The sequence below is a fragment of the Nocardia africana NBRC 100379 genome (assembly GCF_001612635.1).
Classification (GTDB): domain Bacteria; phylum Actinomycetota; class Actinomycetes; order Mycobacteriales; family Mycobacteriaceae; genus Nocardia; species Nocardia africana.
The window spans coordinates 115320-132835 of sequence record NZ_BDAV01000010.1 but is presented as its reverse complement, the minus strand read 5'-3'; the positions used below and the strand labels follow the sequence as shown (position 1 = coordinate 132835).

Genomic DNA, 17516 nt, shown 5'->3' with positions numbered 1-17516 from the left:
GGAACTCGGTTCGGCCGCCTCAGCCCGCGAGGCGGTCGACTGCCTCGAGGAAGCGATCGAGCTCCTCGAGGGTGACGAAGCAGTGCGGCGAGGCACGCACCACGGACTCGAGCCGCCGCGCGGACATGTCGAGCAGCGTCGAGCTACGGTAACTGACCGTCACCGTGATGTCTGCGGCACGCAGACTCTCGCGCACCTCGTCCGGATCGACTCCGTCGACGGTGAACGAGACGATGCCCGAGTGTTCGGTGCCGAGGTCCCGCACGGTGACACCCCGGATCGACGGCAGATTCTCGCGCAGATGTCCCGCCTTGGCGGCCACGTCGGCGAAGACGTTCTCCGGCCCCAGATCCAGCAGATACCGCACGGCCGCGCCGAGGCCCAGTCGCGCCGCCACGTCGCATTCCCAGAATTCGAAGCGGCTCGCATCGGATGCCACGCGGTATTCCCGGGGTCCGGTCCACGCGGCGCTGTGCAGATCGAGGCGGCCGGGTTCGAGTTCGCGGCAGACATCCGGGTGGACGTAGAGGAAGCCGGTGCCACGCGGGCCGCGCAACCACTTGCGGCCGGTGGCCGACATCGCGTCGACGCCCAGCTCGGCGACGTCGATGGCGATCTGACCGGCCGACTGGCAGGCATCCAGCAGTACCAGCGCACCGACGCGATGGGCGATGCGGGTGGCCTCGGCGACCGGGTTGACCAGCCCGCCGTTGGTGGGGGCGTGCAGCAGCGAGACGATCTTCACGCGGTCGTCGAGCATGGCGTCGAGGGCCACCAGGTCGATCTGCCCGGTCTCGTCGCCGGGGATGGTCTCGACGGTCGCCCCCGCCGCCCGCGCCCGCTGCAGGGCCGCGATCACATTGCTGGCGTAGTCCGAACCCGAGACCAGAATGCGATCGCCCGGTCGCAGCGGGACGGCGTAGAAGAAATCCGACCAGGACCGGGAGGCGCTGTCGCTCAGGGCGATGGCCGAGGCGTCGGTGTTGATCAACGTCGCGATCGCGGTCTTGACCGCCGCCAGATCATCGAGCCGCTCCGAGGCGGCGCGATAGCCGCCGATCTCGGCCTCCCGCCGCAGATGCGCCACCGCGGTATCGACGACGATGCGCGGGGGCAGTGAGGACCCCGCGCTGTCGAGGAAGACCGGCGGCGGTCCGACGGTGTCGTAGGCGGGAATATCGGCGCGCAGGCGATCGGTATCGAGCACCCTGTCGACGGTAGGCCATCACCACCCACGGCCGCCCGACGCAGTCCCGAGAACGGCCCGGATCAGCCGCGCCGGCTCCGCGGTCACCCGTTCCGGCGGGCACCGCCGCGCAGGGAGGTGGCACGGCGGCGTTCGGTGGGGGCGATGGGGCTGGTGGTACCGCCGTGACCGGCTTGTTCACCATTTCGACGGATTGTGTGTCGGTGGGCGCGGCTACCCTGGTTCGAGCGACGGAAGAACCGGGGGCGGTCTCTCGTTGCACTGCTACACGCAATACCGGCACCCGGTCGATGCGGCACTGTCGCCGACATGGGCTCAGGGTGAGCGGAACGCGGTGGGTGATCCCCCGCAGGCTCGAGCGGAGGTTGGCATGGCGGTAACGGTGGACAAGGCGCCGGCCGGGTTGGGTGCCGGTTTGTCTTCGCGCGCCGCGGCGGAGGCCTATGTGGGAGGTGTCTGTTTCAAACAGGGCCCACCCGCGTTGATCGGTGCCGAACTGGAGTGGCTCACCGCTCGCGGGGAGCTGTCGGCACCGGATTCGCGTCCGCGCTTGTCGATGCTCGCGGATGCGTTGGGACCTTATGCCCCGCAGTCTATTTCGCCCGATTCACCCGCCAAAGTACTTCCAGGTGGCAGCCGGATCACCCTCGAACCCGGTGGTCAGATCGAACTGTCCAGCGCCCCCTTCGCCGATGCCGCGCAACTCTGCGCCCGGCTGCTCGAGGATTCTCGCTTTCTCTCCGGCCTTCTCGAAACCCGATCCATCCGAACGTATTCCGTCGCCGCCGATGCCGGTCGGCAGGCCCGCCGGGTGCTTCGCCTGCCGCGTTATCGCGCGATGGAACGGGCGTTCGCGGGCCTGGGCCCGTACGGCAAGCTGATGATGTGCAATACCGCCGCCACGCAGGTCAGCGTGGACGCGGGTGCCGATACCGCCGAGATCGCGGCTCGCTGGAACGCGCTGTACGCGGTCGGCCCGGCCCTGGTGGCGGCCTTCGCCTGTTCGCCGAATCTGCACGGAGCTCCCGCCGGCGCCTGGGCGTCGCAGCGGATGCGCACCTGGCTGCGGCTCGATCACACTCGCACCCGGCCACCGGTGCGGAGCTGGGCCGATCCGCTCACCGAATACGGCCGCTGGGCGCTGGACACGCCGCTGCTGTGCGTGCGGCGCGGCCCGGCGGAGGCGGATTGGACGGCGCCACCGGGCGCGACCTTCGCTGATTGGCTGTGCGGTGCGCTCGACGACGAGATCGGCCGCCGCCCGGAGATCGAGGATCTCGACTACCACCTGACCACGGTATTTCCTCCGGTGCGGGCGGCCGGACATCTCGAGGTCCGCTATCTGGACGCCCAGCCCGGTGACCAGTGGTCGGTGCCGATCCACGTGATCGACGCGCTGATGTCGGCGCCGGAGGTCGTCGCGGAGGCGGCCGCACTGGCCGAGCCGGTCGCCGACGAATGGGCCTCGGCCGCCCGCTGCGGCCTGGCCGATCCCCAGATCCGTGCCGTCGCAGTCGAATTGCTGAGCCTGGCCGCCGAATACGCCCGCAGTGACGAGGCGGCCGAGCAGGTGTGGGCCGCGGTGCGGCGATGTCGCGGCGGGCGCATTCCGGACGGGGAGATCGCCCGCTGCGCACCCGCCGAGACGGCCGAATGAGTACGACCGGCGACGCGCACCTCGGTGCGACGAGCCGCCGGGCACGACCCTTGGGAGAGCATTGATGACCGTTCACACCGGAACCGATCACGCCGCGACCGAGCGATTACGCGCACAGATCGCGGAGGTCCTGACCCGCGCCCGCGCCCGCACGACGGTTCTGACCGAGGCCGTGGACGAGGCCGACCTGGTGGCCCAGCATTCGCCGCTGATGAGCCCGCTGGTGTGGGATCTGGCGCATATCGGCAACCAGGAGGAACTGTGGCTGGTCCGCGATGTCGGTGGACGTGAGCCGGTGCGGGCCGATATCGACCACCTCTACGACGCCTTCCGGCATGCCCGCGCCGACCGCCCGGCACTGCCGCTGCTGGATCCGGCGCAGGCACGCGGATACGTGGGCACCGTGCGAGACAAGGTGCTCGATGTCCTGAACTCCAGTCCGCTGCGGGGAAACCGGCTGGTGGACAGCGGTTTCGCTTTCGGCATGATCGCCCAGCACGAACAGCAGCACGATGAGACCATGCTGGCCACCCATCAGCTGCGCACGGGCGCCGCGGTGCTGACCGCCGCGCCCGCACCGGCCGCGCGCGTCGCGGTCGGCGACGAAGTCGTCATCCCCGCAGGCGAATTCACCATGGGTACCTCGTCGGACCCGTGGGCGCTCGACAACGAGCGTCCCGAACATCGCGTGCACCTGCCCGCATTCGCGATCGATGCGGCGCCGGTGACGAATGCGCAATATCTGGCGTTCATCGAGGACGGGGGCTATCACCGGCCCGAGCTGTGGTCGGAGCGCGGCTGGGCCCACCGCGTGGAGGCCGATCTGACCGCGCCGCAGTTCTGGGAGCGCGATAGCGACAATCGCTGGTGGCGACGGGTTTTCGGGACGCCGGCGCCGGTGCGCCCGCAGCAGCCGGTGGTGCACGTGTGCTGGTTCGAGGCCGAGGCCTACGCCAACTGGGCCGGGAAGCGTCTGCCCACCGAGGCCGAATGGGAGAAGGCCGCGCGGTTCGATCCGGCCACCGGGCGGTCGCGGCGATATCCGTGGGGCGACGCCGAACCCGACGACACCACCGCCAATCTGGGGCAGCGCCATCTGGAACCGGCCGATGTCGGCGCCTACCCGGCCGGTGCGTCACCGTCCGGGGTGCATCAGTTGATCGGCGACGTCTGGGAGTGGACCGCGTCTGGTTTCGAGCCGTATCCCGGATTCGCGGCGTTTCCCTACCGCGAATATTCCGAGGTGTTCTTCGGCGGCGACTACCGAGTCCTGCGCGGCGGATCCTTCGGCACGGACCCGGTCGCCTGCCGCAGTACCTTCCGCAACTGGGACCACCCGATCCGCCGCCAGATCTTCTCCGGCTTCCGCCTCGCCCGCGACCTGCGACCGGACGAGCGCTGATGTGCCGACATCTCGGCTACCTGGGACCGCCGGCGCCGGTGGGTGAACTGCTCACGCGCGGAACGCATTCGCTGCGCACCCAGTCGTGGGCGCCCACCGATATGCGCCACGGCGGAAGCGTCAACGCCGACGGTTTCGGCGTCGCGTGGTGGACCGGGGCGGGCACCGCGAGCCGCTATCGCAATCCGGCGCCGATCTGGACCGACCCGGCGGTCGAGGAGGTGCTTCCGCAGCTGTCCTCACCGGCGGTGCTGGCCGCGGTGCGTTCGGCCACGGTCGGGATGCCGGTGGAGCGAACCGCCTGCGCTCCGTTCACCGACGGCGGATGGGCGTTCAGCCACAACGGCGTGATCCAGAACTGGCGCACGGTATTGCCCGCGGTGGCAACCCGATTCGGGTCCCCGGATCTGCTGGGTGCCGAGTCCGCGACCGATTCGGCCGCACTCTGGGTGGTGCTGCGCGCCGCCTTGGACGGAATCGGCGCGACGTACTCCACCTTCGAGGGCCGCAGCGAGTCCGACGCCCGGCTCCGGGCGGTCGCGGCCGCGGTGGCGGCGACGGTGCGCGCCGTCCTGGCGCAGGCGCCGAGCGCCCGGCTGAACCTGTTGCTCGGAGACGGCGAAACACTCTGGGCGACAACGGTTCACCACTCGCTGTCGGTGCTCGTCGACGACGACGTCGCGGTGGTCTCCTCCGAACCGTACGACGACGATCCGCGCTGGCAGGCGATCACCGACCGCCAGCTGCTGACGGTGCGGCCCGGCCTGCTCGTGGTCGAGCCGCTGGACGCAGCACAACCCACCCTCTGCGCAGGACCTGATGAATCCGAAAGGGCCCGTACATGATCGAACCGACGCTGGACATCCACCTCACCGACGACGATCTCGACGCAGCCCTGCGATCGGACGCTCGGACCGGACTCACCGCGAATCCGAAGACGCTGCCGCCGAAATGGTTCTACGACGCGCGCGGCAGCGAGCTGTTCGAAGCGATCACCGAGCTGCCGGAGTACTACCCGACGCGCACGGAGCGCGCGTTACTGGAGCGGGTCGTCGGCGAGATCGCACGCACCGCTCAGGCCGAGGTACTGGTGGAGCTGGGTGCCGGCTCGGCGGCCAAGACGCGTCTGCTGCTCTCGGCGCTGTTGTCCGAGGGGCCGCTGAAGACCTATGTGCCGCAGGATGTGTCGGTTTCCGCGCTGCGCGGTGCCGCCGAGCAGATCAGCACCGAATTCCCGAACCTCGCGGTGCACGGTGTGGTCAGTGATTTCACCGAAACCCTGCACAATCTTCCGCGCGGTGGTCGCCGCATGATCGCCTTCCTGGGCGGCACCATCGGCAATCTGGTCCCGCAGGAGCGGGCGGATTTCCTGGCCGGCATCCAGCAGGTGCTCGAGCCGGGGGAGCAACTGCTGCTGGGGGCCGGGCTGGTCACCGATCCGGCCGTGCTCGTGCCCGCCTACGACGATGCCGCGGGGGTGACGGCCGAATTCAACCGAAATGTCCTGCACGTGTTGAACTCTCGGTTGCACGCCGACTTCGACCCGGACGCCTTCGCCCATATCGCCCATTGGGACGCGGAGAACGAATGGATCGAGATGCGGTTGGCGGCGACCCGGGATATGACGGTCACGGTCGCCGACCTCGACCTGGTCGTCGACTTCGCACAGGGTGAGCAGATGCGCACCGAGATCTCGGCCAAGTTCCGCGTCGACGGACTCGGCCGGGAACTGGACAGCGCCGGATTCGCCACCGAACAGGTGTGGACCGATCCGGACGACCGCTTCGCCCTGGTGCTGGCCGAACGACGCTGATCACCCGGCCCCCTGTGCTCCGCCGGGGTCAGTTGCCGATGACCGCGGCGAGCCACTCGACGACCGGTCGCAGGTCTTCCCAGGCGGCCCGGACTTCGGCCGCGGCGCGGGGTGTCTCCAGCCAGGGCGGTGCGCCGAAATCCTTGTGGATCACGAGGGATTTGTGGCGCAGCAGGTCGATGCGCGGATGGTCGGCGGGGAAGCCCTTGGGCCGGGTCTTCAGTTGCTCCCCGCCGATCACATAGCCGACGGCCGCCAAACCGTCCAGCAGCGCCTGCAATTCGTAGCCGCGTACCGCGTCGTCGATGGTGGTGCGCAGCCGCGCGAGCTGCTCGGGTGTCGGCGCGTACACCCCCCCGGCCACGTACAGCCCGGGCGCGCCGATCTGGACGTACCACCCCGCTCCCGGGGCGGTGCGGACCACCGCGCCCTGATGGTCCTTGTAGGGCGCCTTGTTCTTGGAGAACCGCACGTCGCGATACGGCCGGAAGATCTTCGCCGGTCCGAAGTCGTTCTCCAGTTCCGCGGTCAGCGCGACCATCGGCGCCCGCACGGACTGCTCGTAGACGTGTTTGTTGGCAGTCCAGAAAGCCTTCGAGTTGTCGGCTTCCAGATCCTCGTAGAAGTCGAGCCCGGCGAAGGGGAACCCCGCGAATCCGCTCATATCGCCAACTTAGCGACCGCCGCGGACATGGTCCGCCGCACCCGGTCCTCCCGGCCGCCGCTCAGTCACCCGGTTCGTCGACCACCTCGATGGCGGCGACTTCGGCGGGCCGCTCGTCCTCGTCGCGCAATTCCTGACGATGCCGGCGGCGCGTCCATTCCTGCTCCAGTTCACTGCGGATCCCCAGGCGGCCGTCGTCGTCGTTCTCGTGATACCGGATCTCCAGATCGTCGGGCGGATCGTCGATGTAGCGCTGATACTCACGGATCTCGTCGGCCTGCTCATCGTCCCCGAGGTCGTAATCAAGGTCTTCGCGCTCGTCATCGCCCATTTCGAACACCTCGTCCATCAACGGGTAAGTGTCGTCGTCGGCCATCCGTCGCCCACCTCTCTCGCAGGCCGGCGCACCCTGAACATTCGCGGTGCACCCTACAACCAACGCTACCGCTGATCTCGAAAGAAGAGGAGAGAACAATCCCCATCACAAATCAGTCGCCCCGACGGATAGTCACCCGACGGAACGACTGATTTAGCAACAACATGGGTAACTCCCCGGGCACGCCCAAAAGCCGACACGCACCCAGAGCGAGACCGACTGCCAACGTCACCGCCCACCCACCGGCACGCTGAATACGCGGAGAGGCGGGGGAGCTACGCGGAGCCGTTGAACAGGCCCGTGACCGAGCCGTTCTCGAAGACCTCCCGGATCGTGCGCGCCAGCAGTGGGGCGATCGACAGCACGGTCAGCGAGGGGAACTTCTTGTCCTCGGTGATCGGCAGAGTGTTGGTGACGATGACCTCCTTGGCGCCGCAGGAGGCCAGACGCTCCGCCGCGGGGGAGGACAGCACGCCGTGGGTGGCGGCGATGACCACATCGCCGGCTCCGGCCTCGCGCAGCACGCGCACGGCCTCGGCGATGGTGCCACCGGTGTCGATCATGTCGTCGATCAGGATGCAGGTGCGGCCGGCGACGTCACCGACGGGACGATGCGACTTGACCTGGTTCGGCACCAGCGGATCGCGGGTCTTGTGGATGAACGCGACCGGCGCGCCACCGAGTGCGTCGGCCCACTTCTCGGCCACCTTCACGCGACCCGCGTCGGGGGAGACGATGGTGACGTTCTCGGTGCTGTAGTGGTTGCGCACGTACTCCGACAGCTGGACCAGGGCGTGCATGTGGTCGACCGGGCCGTCGAAGAAGCCCTGGATCTGATCGGTGTGCAGGTCGACGGTGATGATGCGGTCCGCGCCGGCGGTCTTGAGCAGGTCGGCGACCAGGCGGGCGGAGATGGGCTCGCGGCCGCGGTGCTTCTTGTCCTGGCGGGCGTAGGGGTAGAACGGCAGGACAGCGGTGATCCGCTTGGCCGAACCACGCTTGAGCGCATCGATCATGATGAGCTGTTCCATCAGCCACTGGTTCAGCGGTGCCGGAAAGCTCTGCAGCACAAAGGCATCCGAGCCACGTACCGATTCTTCGAAGCGAACGAAGATCTCGCCGTTGGCGAACTCGCGGGCGGTTTGCGGCGTGATCGCGACGTCGAGTTCCTTCGCGACCTGCTCGGCCAGCTCGGGGTGAGCGCGCCCCGAGAACAGCATCAGGTTCTTCTGGTTATCGGTGGAGAACGCGGTCACTCTGTGTTGCCATCCTTTTGCTCGGTTGCCTGACTCGCTCGGTCGTCGGCTGCGATCGCCTCCGCCGCCGCCTGCGCCGCGGCCGTCCCGGGACGATACCGCTGCACCCAGCCCTCAATGTTCTTCTGCGCTCCGCCGGATACTGCCAGCGCTCCCGGCGGAACGTTTCTACGCAGCACAGTACCCGCTGCCGAATAGGCGCCATCGCCCACGGTCACCGGCGCCACGAACATCGTGTCGCTGCCCGTGCGCACATGCGAACCGACGACGGTGTGGTGTTTCTTGACCCCGTCGTAGTTGACGAACACGCTCGATGCGCCGATGTTGCTGTACTCGCCGATCGTGGCGTCGCCGACATAGGTCAGATGGGGGACCTTCGAATGCGCGCCGATCGAGGCGTTCTTGGTCTCCACGAAGGCGCCGATCTTGCCGGATTCGCCGACGATCGTTCCCGGTCGCAAATAGGCGAACGGCCCGATTGTGGCGGCGGCGGCGACGGTCGCGCCCTCGCCGTGGGTCCGGACCACCTTCGCGCCCTCGCCGACGAGCACATCGGTCAGGGTGGAATCGGGGCCGACCTCGGCATCCTCGCCGATCACGGTATTGCCCAGCAGTTGCACCCCGGGGCGCAGCACCGCGTCGCGGCCGATGCGCACGCTGGCGTCGACCCAGGTGGTGGCCGGATCGATGACGGTGACTCCGGCGCGCATATGGCGCTCGAGGATGTAGCGGTTGAGGGTGCGGGCGGCCTGAGCCATCTGCACCCGGTCGTTGACGCCGGTGACCTTGGCGGCATCGACCAGCCGCGCGCCGTGCACCGGATGACCGGCCTCGCGCGCCAGCTTCAGGACATCGGTCAGGTACAGCTCGTGCTGGGCGTTGGCGGTCGTCAGGCGGCTGATCATCGTCCGCAGCACGGTGACGTCGAAAACGTAGACGCCGGAGTTGACTTCATTGATCGCCGCCTGCTCCGGCGTGGCATCGGCATGTTCGACGATCTCGAGGACGCCGCCGTCGGCGTCGCGCACGATCCGGCCGTACCCGTTCGGATCTTCCGGAACGAAGGTCAAAACCGTGACCGCGGAACGCGGTTGATAACTGCGATGCTCGTCCAGCAGCGCCGAGAGCGTGTGCCCGTCCAGCAGCGGCACATCGGCGGAGGTCACCAGCAGGTCGCCGGTGAAGTCCGCGGGCAACGCCGTCAGGGCGCACTGGACCGCGTGCCCGGTGCCCAGCTGCTGTTCCTGCAGAGCGGAGGTGATCTCACGACCCAGCTCTGCCGCAACGGAATTCACCGCGGCGCCGACCTGTTCGCGGTCGTGGCCGATCACCGTGATCAGGGCGGTCGGGTCGATCTCGTTCGCCGCGTGCAGGGCGTGCTCGAGCATGCTGCGCCCGGCGAGCGAATGCAGCACTTTCGGTGTCTTGGACCGCATTCGAGTTCCGGCACCGGCGGCGAGAACGACGACGGCGGTCTGCTGTGGCATGGATCTCCCTCGGCTGCCTGTCATCGTGCTGGTATGCGCTGTCTTTTGCCTGCGGCTGTCTTTGCCTACGCCGGACCTTCGCAGATCCGGTCTGCGGCGGGCCCGGCGGCTGGCCGTCCGCCCACACCCTAGTCCACCCGGGCCCGGGCACCGGCTCGGGGCTTCGCTCGATATTCACGCAGGTCACAGCCCCATCGCCAGCTCCGCCGCCAGGACTCGAACCTGAACTAACTGAACCAAAATCAGTGGTGCTGCCATTACACTACGGCGGATCGTCGCACCGATGAAACCCTACGGGCTCACCGCTACGCCACGGCATGCGGCCAATATCCTCGCACGTTTCCCCGCATCTCCGCGAATTGCGGGCAGATTTTCCCGCGCGGGTCGCGGGTCGGCGAGATCGCCCGGTCGCGGTCGGGTAAATTTTTGCCACGCACTACTTGATTTCGAAAGCACATGGGTAACTCGTCGGGCACGACCTGACCGCAGGTTCGCTGCCGACCGCCGGCCCGGCCGAGAAATCTCCAGACACCTACGACCGGCAGGATTCCCGGAGAGGCGGGGGAGAGAGGCGGGGGAGATGACTTCGGGTGATGCGGCGCGGGTGCCGCGCCCGCGGATGACCGGAACGCAGCGGCGCCAGCAGTTGATCGAGATCGGACGGGCGCTGTTCGCCGAACGCGGATACGACGCCACCTCCATCGAGGAGATCGCCCAGCGCGCTCAGGTTTCCAAACCCGTTGTGTACGAACACTTCGGGGGCAAGGAAGGGCTCTACGCGGTGGTCGTCGACCGCGAGATGTCGACGCTGCTGGACATGATCACCTCGTCGCTGACCCAGAACCGCTCCCGCGTCCGGCTGGAACAGGTCGCCCTGGCGCTGCTGACCTATATCGAGGAGCGCACCGACGGTTTCCGGATCCTGATGCGCGATCAACCCGCCTCGGCCGCCGCCGGCACCTATTCGAGCCTGCTGAACGAGGCGGTCAACCAGGTCGCCCACATCCTCGCCGGCGATTTCGAGCGCCGCGGCTTCGACACCAGTCTCGCCACTCTCTACGCGCAAGCCCTGGTCGGCATGGTCGCCACCGCGGCCACCTGGTGGCTCGACGAGCGGCAACCCTCCAAAGAGGTGGTCGCCGCGCATCTGGTCAACCTGTGCTGGAACGGGCTCACCCACCTCGAGGCCGATCCGCAGCTGGGATCCGAATGGCCGAGCGGGACACCCGGCTGACCGGCGGTAGCGATGCCTGGGGCCGATAGGGGACCTAACTGGACGGTTAGCCCATTGTTTGCGAAGGAGACTGGTCTTAATGCTCGATTCCGCTGGCGACGGCCGGTCGGATGGTACGGTTCACCCATCCTTCAAGTGCTGTTCGAGCTGTGATGTCGGTCAACTTCGGGATATCGGTCTACTTCAGGATGGCTGGTTTGAGGACAGGCGGATCTGATGGCTAGGCAAGCGCGTGCGGAAATCACCCGCGATTCGGTGCTGGCAGGCGCGGCCGACGTCTTTCTGCGACTCGGTTACGCGAATGCGAGCCTCAGCGAGATCATCTCGCAATCCAACGTCACCAAGGGCGCACTGTACTTCCACTTCGGATCCAAGGAAGAACTGGCGCGCGCCGTGGTCGACCAGGGCAACGAACGACTGCGCGGCGCCTGCCAGGGCTTCTTCGACCCTCGTGTGCCCGCTCTCGAAGCCGCCATCGGCATCACCTACGTCGTCGCCGACCTCACCATGAACGATCCGATGGTCGGCGCGATGCTCAAACTCACCCACCAGATCGGCGACTACCGCGGCGCCTCCGGCGAGAACATCACCAAGACCTGGGGCGAAACCCAGATCCTGCTCGCCGAGCGGGCCATCGCCCAGGGCGACCTCAAACCCGACCTCGACCCCGAAACCATCGGTCTTCTCCTGCAGGAGATGACCTCCGGAGTCCACATCACCGCCGTCGGCACCGAATCCATCGACCAGATGGCGGTGCGCATGGAACGGATGTGGTACTTCCTGCTGCCCTCGATCGTGCCGGATGAGAAGGTGGCGTACTTCCGGGAGTTCGCGGCGCGGAGGTTGCGTCGCTACGTGCCGTAATCGGTCGCAACGTCGGACGACGGTATCTGTGAACGCCGCAGCGCGCGTCTGCGAGATGTACGCCTTGGTGGGTTCTCGGCCGCCTCGGTTTTGGACTGACGGAGCGAGGGAGCGCAGCGACTGAGCGGAGGAGGGAAAAATCGAGGCCTGAGGGCCGAGAACCCCGCCGGAGCGGAGCGGAGGCCAAAAACATAGACTCGATTGGTCGCTCTGAATCGCCGATCTGTGCAGCGGGAGTTTCTTTCATGCCGAGCCATCGCCCACCTCTTGCGGGACTGGCCGAGGTGGCCGGTGCCGATGCCGCGCTGAGTCAGGTTCGGGAGTTGATCGGGCGCTCCTCGGTGCAGCTGGTCGCGCCCTCGGCGATCCGGCCGTTCGTGGCGGCCACCGTCGCGGCTGCCCGGCCGCTGGTGGTGGTGACCGCTACCGGGCGGGAGGCCGACGATCTGACCGTCGAGCTGAGCGAGATCATCGGCGATCGCGTCGCGCTGTTCCCGTCCTGGGAGACGCTGCCACACGAACGGCTTTCACCCAGCGCCGACACCGTGGGACGACGCTTGCAGGTGCTGCGGCGGCTGGCGCATCCGGAAGATCCGGGCCATCCGGAGCCGCTGCAGGTGGTGGTGACCACCGTCCGGTCGCTGATGCAGCCGATGGCCCCCGGACTGGGCGAGATCGAACCCATCGTGCTGCGCGTCGGCGCCGAATTCGATTTCGACGAATTGACCACGCGGCTGGTCGAATTCGCCTACGAGCGCGCCGACATGGTCGGCAAGCGCGGCGAATTCGCGGTCCGCGGCGGCATTCTCGACATCTTCCCGCCCACCGCCGATCATCCGGTGCGCGTGGAATTCTGGGGCGACGAGATCAGTGAACTGCGCGCGTTCTCCGTCGCCGATCAGCGTTCGCTCACCGAGGTCGAGGTGGATCTCGTTGTGGCGCAGCCCTGCCGGGAACTGCTGCTGACCGAGGAGCTGCGCGAATCGGCGGCGAAGGTGGCCGCGGACAACCCGGCCGATGCGGCGTTGGTCGAAATGCTGGAGAAGCTGGCGCAGGGCATTCCGGTGGAGGGCATGGAGGCGCTGCTGCCGGTGCTGCGGCCGGGCGAGCTCCAGTTGCTGACCGATGTGGTGCCGCCACACTCGCATGTGCTGCTGTGCGATCCGGAGAAGATCCGCACCCGCGCCGCCGATCTGGTCCGCACCGGACAGGAATTCCTCGAGGCGTCGTGGACGGCCGCGTCCTTCGGCGGTGCGGCCCCGCTGGGCGCGCACGGCCTGGACCTGGCGTCCTCGGCGTATCGCGGCCTGGACGTGGTGCGGGCGGGCGCCGAGTCGCGTGGATTGCCGTGGTGGACGCTGAGCCCGCTGGCCGCCGACGACCCCGCGGAGATCGTGCTGCCCGTGCTGTCGGCCCCGGCGGCCCGCGGCTCGGAGGAACTCGTCGCGACCGTCTTCGCCTCGCTGCGCGCGCACGTCACGACCGGTGGACGCGCGGTGATCGTGGTCGCCGGACACGGTACTGCACAACGCATTCAGGAACGGCTCGCCGATGCCGAGGTTCCGGCCGCGGCGCTCGAGCCGGGCGCCGAGCCGGTGCGCGGGCTGGTCGGTGTGCTGTGCGGTTCGCTGCACGACGGCATCGTGTTCGACGACGCGAAACTGGTCGTCATCGCCGAATCCGATCTGACCGGTAACCGCGTCACCGCGCCCGGTGAGGGGAAGAAGCTCCCGGCCCGCCGGCGCAATCAGGTCGATCCGCTGGCGTTGAGCTCCGGCGATATGGTCGTGCACGATCAGCACGGCATCGGCCGGTTCGTGGAGATGATCGAACGCACCGTCGGCGGCGCGCGGCGCGAATACCTGGTGATCGAATACGCGCCCAGCAAGCGGGGCCAGCCGGGCGACCGGTTGTACGTCCCGATGGACTCGCTGGATCAGCTCTCCCGCTACGTGGGCGGGGAGATGCCGAGTCTGTCCAAACTCGGCGGATCCGACTGGGCGAATACGAAACGCAAGGCGCGCAAGGCCGTTCGCGAGATCGCCACCGAACTCGTGCAGTTGTACGCCGCGCGGCAGGCCGCGCCCGGCCACGCCTTCGCCCCCGACACACCGTGGCAGCAGGAGATGGAGGACGCGTTCGCGTTCACCGAAACCCATGATCAGCTCACCGCGATCGCCGAGGTGAAGGCCGATATGGAGCGCCCGGTCCCGATGGACCGGGTGATCTGCGGCGACGTCGGCTACGGCAAGACCGAGATCGCGGTGCGCGCGGCGTTCAAGGCGGTGCAGGACGGTAAGCAGGTCGCCGTGCTGGTACCGACGACGCTGCTGGCGCAGCAACATCTGCAGACCTTCACCGAACGCGTCGCCGGCTTCCCGGTCACGGTCAAGGGCCTGTCGCGCTTCACCGATCCGGCCGAATCACGCGAGGTGATCGACGGGATGGCCACCGGTGAGGTCGACATCGTGGTCGGCACGCACCGGCTGCTGCAGACCGGTCTGCGGTGGAAGGAACTCGGCCTCGTGATCATCGACGAGGAGCAGCGGTTCGGCGTCGAGCACAAGGAACACATCAAGGCGCTGCGCACCCACGTCGACGTGCTGACCATGTCGGCCACGCCGATCCCGCGCACCCTGGAGATGAGCCTGGCCGGGATCCGCGAGATGTCGACCATCCTCACCCCTCCGGAGGAACGCCATCCGGTGCTGACCTATGTCGGCGGCTACAACGACAAGCAGGTCGCCGCGGCCGTGCGCCGCGAACTGCTGCGCGACGGCCAGGTCTTCTACGTGCACAACCGCGTGTCCTCGATCGACAAGGCCGCCAAGCGAATTCGCGATCTGGTGCCCGAGGCGCGGGTCGCGGTGGCGCACGGCCAGATGAACGAGGACACGCTCGAGAAGACCGTGCAGGGCTTCTGGGAGCGCGAATTCGACGTCCTGGTGTGCACCACGATCATCGAGACCGGTCTGGACATCTCCAACGCCAACACGCTCATCGTGGAACGGGCCGACACCCTGGGACTTTCGCAGCTGCACCAGCTGCGCGGGCGGGTCGGGCGCAGCCGGGAACGCGGATACGCCTACTTCCTGTATCCGGCCGAGAAGCCGCTGACCGAAACGGCCTACGACCGCCTGGCCACCATCTCGCAGAACTCCGATCTCGGCGCGGGTATGGCCGTCGCGATGAAGGACCTCGAAATCCGCGGCGCCGGAAACGTGCTCGGCGCCGAACAGTCCGGCCATGTCGCCGGCGTCGGCTTCGATCTGTACGTGCGACTGGTCGGTGAGGCGGTGGAGGCCTACCGTGCCGCCGCCGACGGCCGCCCGATCACGACCGAGGAAGAGGTCAAGGAGGTGCGGATCGACCTGCCGGTGGATGCGCACATTCCGCCCGACTACATCGCGAGCGACCGGCTGCGGCTGGAGGCCTACCGCAAACTGGCTGCGGCACAGGACGATTCGGCGCTGGCCGCGGTGGTGGAGGAGCTCGTCGACCGGTACGGACCGCTGCCGGTGGAGGTCGGCCGGTTGGTGTCGGTGGCCAAGTTGCGGCTGCTGTGCCGCGAGTACGGCATCCAGGAGGTCGGCGTCACCGGCACCACGCTGAAGGTGTCGCCGCTGCAGCTGCCCGATTCGAAACAGATGCGGCTCAAGCGCCTGTATCCGAGTGCGAGCTATCGGCCCACCACCGGCATCGTGCAGTTGCCGCTGCCGCGGGTGGAGGACAGCGTCGGCGCCGCGCGGGTGCGTGATGTGCAGCTGTTGCAGTTCGTCGCCGATCTGCTGCTGGCGCTCGACGGCAAGCCGAAGGGCATGGTCGATCTCGCGGTGGGCGCGGAAGTGGCGGTCGGGTGAGCGAGGACCGGGGCGTGCGCCCGTCGGGTGGAACCGACGATGCCGCGGCTGATTCCGCACGCGTCGCGCACGGCCTGACCGAGGCGGTCGAGGTCATGGACCGGCTGTGGAATTTCGGCGGCTGGGAGGTCACTCAGACCCACGATTCGCTGCGGCCGTATCTGCTGGAGGAGACCTACGAACTCCTCGACGCCATCCAGCACGGCGATGCGGAGACGATCAAGGAGGAACTCGGCGATCTGCTGCTGCAGGTGCTGTTCCACTCCCGGATCGCCGAGGCGGCAGGCGAATTCACCGTCGACGATGTGGCCGCCGCATTGGTCGCCAAACTGGTGCACCGCAGCCCGCATCTGTCCGATCCGGTCGTGGACGCCGGGGCGGATGTGGCCGCGAAGGTCGCCGCCCAGGAAAGGGCCTGGGAGGAACGCAAACTCACCGAGAAGGCGCGCCGCTCCTGCCTGGACGGGATCGCGATGGCGCAACCCGCGCTGGCGCTGGCGGAGAAGATCCGCTCCCGCAGCGCGAAGGCGGGGCTGCCCGAGGATCTGGTGCCGGAGGACCTGCGGGTGGTCCGTCTGGGCGGATCCGAAAGCGCCGAGGAACGGCTCCGCAAGGCCACGCTCGACTTCGCGGCGCGAATTCGGGCCGCCGAGGACGCGGCCGAGCGGACCCGCGGCGTACGCGGACCGCTGGGTCCCGACGAGTGGCGCGCACACTGGGAAACCCTCGCCGGCTCGCTGGGGGACCGGCAGCGCCGGCCGTGAGGACGCGCCTGGTCAGCCCGACCGTATCGGGTGTTCAGGACCCTTCCGCGAGGTAGCGTTCGACGGTCTCGACCTTCGACGTCAGGGCGCCGGTCACACCCGGGCGGATATCGGCCTTGATCACCAGGCTGCAGCGCGGCGCGACCGCGAGGACGGCGTCGGAGGCCTGCTTGATGACACCCATCACCTCGTCCCATTCGCCCTCGAGCGTGGTGAACATGGCGTTGGTTTCGTTCGGCAGCCCGCTGGCGCGGACGATGCGGACGGCTTCGGCGACGGCGCGGCCCACATCGGCGCCGGTGCCGAGTGGGGTGACCGAGAAGGCGGCGATCATGGGCGTCAATTCTTCGCGTCGACCATCTCCTGCAGGGTGGCGACACGCGAGCGAAGATATTCGAGTTCCGGCTCGTCGAGGACCGTGCGCTGGATGCCCGCCTGCACCTCGAACGCGCCCTGGCGGTGATCGTCGATCACCTCGACATCGATGGCGACGGCCACATAGTCCTCGGCGCCGGGCATCGGATCGGCGATCACGCGCGCGCGACCGCGGGCGCACAGCGCCACATTGCCGCCGCCGAGGATCAGCAGCGCGACATCGGGACGTTTGCGCAGCCGGGCCAGTGAACCGCGATCGAACTTGAGACTCAACAGGATTCGCCGATCGTCGGCGCGCACCGGCCAGCTCACGGGAATGGCGTGCGGCGACGGATCGGTGGTCACCAGGACGGCGATGGTGTCCAGCGGCCAGGTGGGCAGGACGTCCAGTTCGGGATGCTCGGTCGCGGGCTGTTGACGTTCTCCGGCGCTGGCTACCATTCGTCACCTCACGGTCGGCTCACGCGGCGGCATCGGCCGCGACTGGCACCCCAGTGTAAACCGTTGTGCCGCTTACGTGCTGGGGTGCGAGCCGTCGACGTGAACTGCACCGGTGG

At 68.1% G+C, this 17516-nt stretch carries 15 protein-coding genes and 1 tRNA gene; 8 read left to right on the top strand and 8 right to left on the bottom strand.

Going from position 1 to position 17516, the window contains the following annotated elements; all coding sequences use genetic code 11:
• Positions 1 to 19: 19 nt before the first annotated feature.
• The gene (locus NA3_RS17765; RefSeq protein WP_062964756.1) at positions 20 to 1207 is read right to left on the bottom strand and encodes an aminotransferase class V-fold PLP-dependent enzyme; all 1188 of its coding nucleotides are present in this window, start codon (positions 1205 to 1207) and stop codon (positions 20 to 22) included.
• Between the two features lie 370 nt (positions 1208 to 1577).
• Between NA3_RS17765 and egtA the strand changes: the two genes are divergently transcribed.
• The 4 genes from egtA to egtD all read left to right on the top strand — a co-directional run bounded on the left by egtA (position 1578) and on the right by egtD (position 6079).
• Positions 1578 to 2864: an ergothioneine biosynthesis glutamate--cysteine ligase EgtA gene (gene egtA / locus NA3_RS17760; RefSeq protein WP_062964755.1), complete on the top strand. Its 1287-nt coding sequence runs from the start codon at positions 1578 to 1580 to the stop codon at positions 2862 to 2864.
• A 64-nt stretch (positions 2865 to 2928) separates the two neighbouring features.
• Positions 2929 to 4266, top strand: coding sequence for an ergothioneine biosynthesis protein EgtB (gene egtB / locus NA3_RS17755; RefSeq protein WP_062964754.1), 1338 nt, complete (start codon positions 2929 to 2931; stop codon positions 4264 to 4266).
• A complete protein-coding gene (egtC, locus tag NA3_RS17750; protein ID WP_062964753.1) occupies positions 4266 to 5111 on the top strand; it encodes an ergothioneine biosynthesis protein EgtC in 846 nt (281 codons plus the stop codon). The genes egtB and egtC overlap by 1 nt, the downstream gene beginning before the upstream one ends.
• On the top strand, positions 5108 to 6079 hold the full coding sequence (gene egtD / locus NA3_RS17745; RefSeq protein ID WP_062964752.1) for an L-histidine N(alpha)-methyltransferase: 972 nt from the start codon (positions 5108 to 5110) through the stop codon (positions 6077 to 6079). Before egtC ends, egtD begins: the two co-directional genes overlap by 4 nt.
• Before the next feature lie 28 nt (positions 6080 to 6107).
• Here the strand turns inward: egtD and NA3_RS17740 are convergent, their stop codons facing one another.
• The 5 genes from NA3_RS17740 to NA3_RS17720 all read right to left on the bottom strand — a co-directional run bounded on the left by NA3_RS17740 (position 6108) and on the right by NA3_RS17720 (position 10134).
• Positions 6108 to 6743 (bottom strand): DUF2461 domain-containing protein, encoded by a 636-nt coding sequence (locus NA3_RS17740; protein ID WP_062964751.1) that lies wholly within the window; start codon positions 6741 to 6743, stop codon positions 6108 to 6110.
• A gap of 61 nt (positions 6744 to 6804) precedes the next feature.
• Positions 6805 to 7119, bottom strand: coding sequence for a hypothetical protein (locus tag NA3_RS17735; protein WP_062964750.1), 315 nt, complete (start codon positions 7117 to 7119; stop codon positions 6805 to 6807).
• Between the two features lie 275 nt (positions 7120 to 7394).
• Entirely contained in the window at positions 7395 to 8375 is a 981-nt protein-coding gene (locus NA3_RS17730; RefSeq protein WP_030515237.1) for a ribose-phosphate diphosphokinase, read from the bottom strand.
• Positions 8372 to 9862 (bottom strand): bifunctional UDP-N-acetylglucosamine diphosphorylase/glucosamine-1-phosphate N-acetyltransferase GlmU, encoded by a 1491-nt coding sequence (gene glmU / locus NA3_RS17725; protein ID WP_062964749.1) that lies wholly within the window; start codon positions 9860 to 9862, stop codon positions 8372 to 8374. The genes NA3_RS17730 and glmU overlap by 4 nt, the downstream gene beginning before the upstream one ends.
• 201 nt (positions 9863 to 10063) lie before the next feature.
• Positions 10064 to 10134, bottom strand: a tRNA-Gln gene (locus NA3_RS17720).
• Between the two features lie 347 nt (positions 10135 to 10481).
• Between NA3_RS17720 and NA3_RS17715 the strand changes: the two genes are divergently transcribed.
• From NA3_RS17715 to NA3_RS17700, 4 genes are all read left to right on the top strand, one after another.
• Positions 10482 to 11096: a TetR/AcrR family transcriptional regulator gene (locus NA3_RS17715; protein WP_039780676.1), complete on the top strand. Its 615-nt coding sequence runs from the start codon at positions 10482 to 10484 to the stop codon at positions 11094 to 11096.
• A 216-nt stretch (positions 11097 to 11312) separates the two neighbouring features.
• Complete coding sequence (locus NA3_RS17710) at positions 11313 to 11960, top strand: TetR family transcriptional regulator (protein ID WP_036505157.1); 648 nt, start codon at positions 11313 to 11315, stop codon at positions 11958 to 11960.
• Between the two features lie 245 nt (positions 11961 to 12205).
• Entirely contained in the window at positions 12206 to 15820 is a 3615-nt protein-coding gene (gene mfd, locus NA3_RS17705; RefSeq protein ID WP_062964748.1) for a transcription-repair coupling factor, read from the top strand.
• A 95-nt stretch (positions 15821 to 15915) separates the two neighbouring features.
• A complete protein-coding gene (locus tag NA3_RS17700; RefSeq protein WP_084491672.1) occupies positions 15916 to 16584 on the top strand; it encodes a nucleoside triphosphate pyrophosphohydrolase in 669 nt (222 codons plus the stop codon).
• A 34-nt stretch (positions 16585 to 16618) separates the two neighbouring features.
• On the opposite strand, the gene NA3_RS17695 is transcribed toward NA3_RS17700, so the two are convergent.
• Positions 16619 to 16918, bottom strand: a complete 300-nt coding sequence (locus NA3_RS17695; protein WP_036505153.1) for an MTH1187 family thiamine-binding protein — start codon at positions 16916 to 16918, stop codon at positions 16619 to 16621.
• A 5-nt stretch (positions 16919 to 16923) separates the two neighbouring features.
• Complete coding sequence (locus tag NA3_RS17690; protein ID WP_062964747.1) at positions 16924 to 17400, bottom strand: pyridoxamine 5'-phosphate oxidase family protein; 477 nt, start codon at positions 17398 to 17400, stop codon at positions 16924 to 16926.
• Between the last annotated feature and the right edge of the window lie 116 nt (positions 17401 to 17516).

Coding starts and splice junctions, on each gene's coding strand:
- egtA (WP_062964755.1), top strand. CDS start 1,578: ATGGCGGTAACGGTGGACAAGGCGCCGGCCGGGTTGGGTGCCGGTTTG.
- egtB (WP_062964754.1), top strand. CDS start 2,929: ATGACCGTTCACACCGGAACCGATCACGCCGCGACCGAGCGATTACGC.
- egtC (WP_062964753.1), top strand. CDS start 4,266: ATGTGCCGACATCTCGGCTACCTGGGACCGCCGGCGCCGGTGGGTGAA.
- egtD (WP_062964752.1), top strand. CDS start 5,108: ATGATCGAACCGACGCTGGACATCCACCTCACCGACGACGATCTCGAC.
- NA3_RS17740 (WP_062964751.1), bottom strand. CDS start 6,743: ATGAGCGGATTCGCGGGGTTCCCCTTCGCCGGGCTCGACTTCTACGAG.
- NA3_RS17735 (WP_062964750.1), bottom strand. CDS start 7,119: ATGGCCGACGACGACACTTACCCGTTGATGGACGAGGTGTTCGAAATG.
- glmU (WP_062964749.1), bottom strand. CDS start 9,862: ATGCCACAGCAGACCGCCGTCGTCGTTCTCGCCGCCGGTGCCGGAACT.
- NA3_RS17715 (WP_039780676.1), top strand. CDS start 10,482: ATGACCGGAACGCAGCGGCGCCAGCAGTTGATCGAGATCGGACGGGCG.
- NA3_RS17710 (WP_036505157.1), top strand. CDS start 11,313: ATGGCTAGGCAAGCGCGTGCGGAAATCACCCGCGATTCGGTGCTGGCA.
- mfd (WP_062964748.1), top strand. CDS start 12,206: ATGCCGAGCCATCGCCCACCTCTTGCGGGACTGGCCGAGGTGGCCGGT.
- NA3_RS17700 (WP_084491672.1), top strand. CDS start 15,916: ATGGACCGGCTGTGGAATTTCGGCGGCTGGGAGGTCACTCAGACCCAC.
- NA3_RS17695 (WP_036505153.1), bottom strand. CDS start 16,918: ATGATCGCCGCCTTCTCGGTCACCCCACTCGGCACCGGCGCCGATGTG.
- NA3_RS17690 (WP_062964747.1), bottom strand. CDS start 17,400: ATGGTAGCCAGCGCCGGAGAACGTCAACAGCCCGCGACCGAGCATCCC.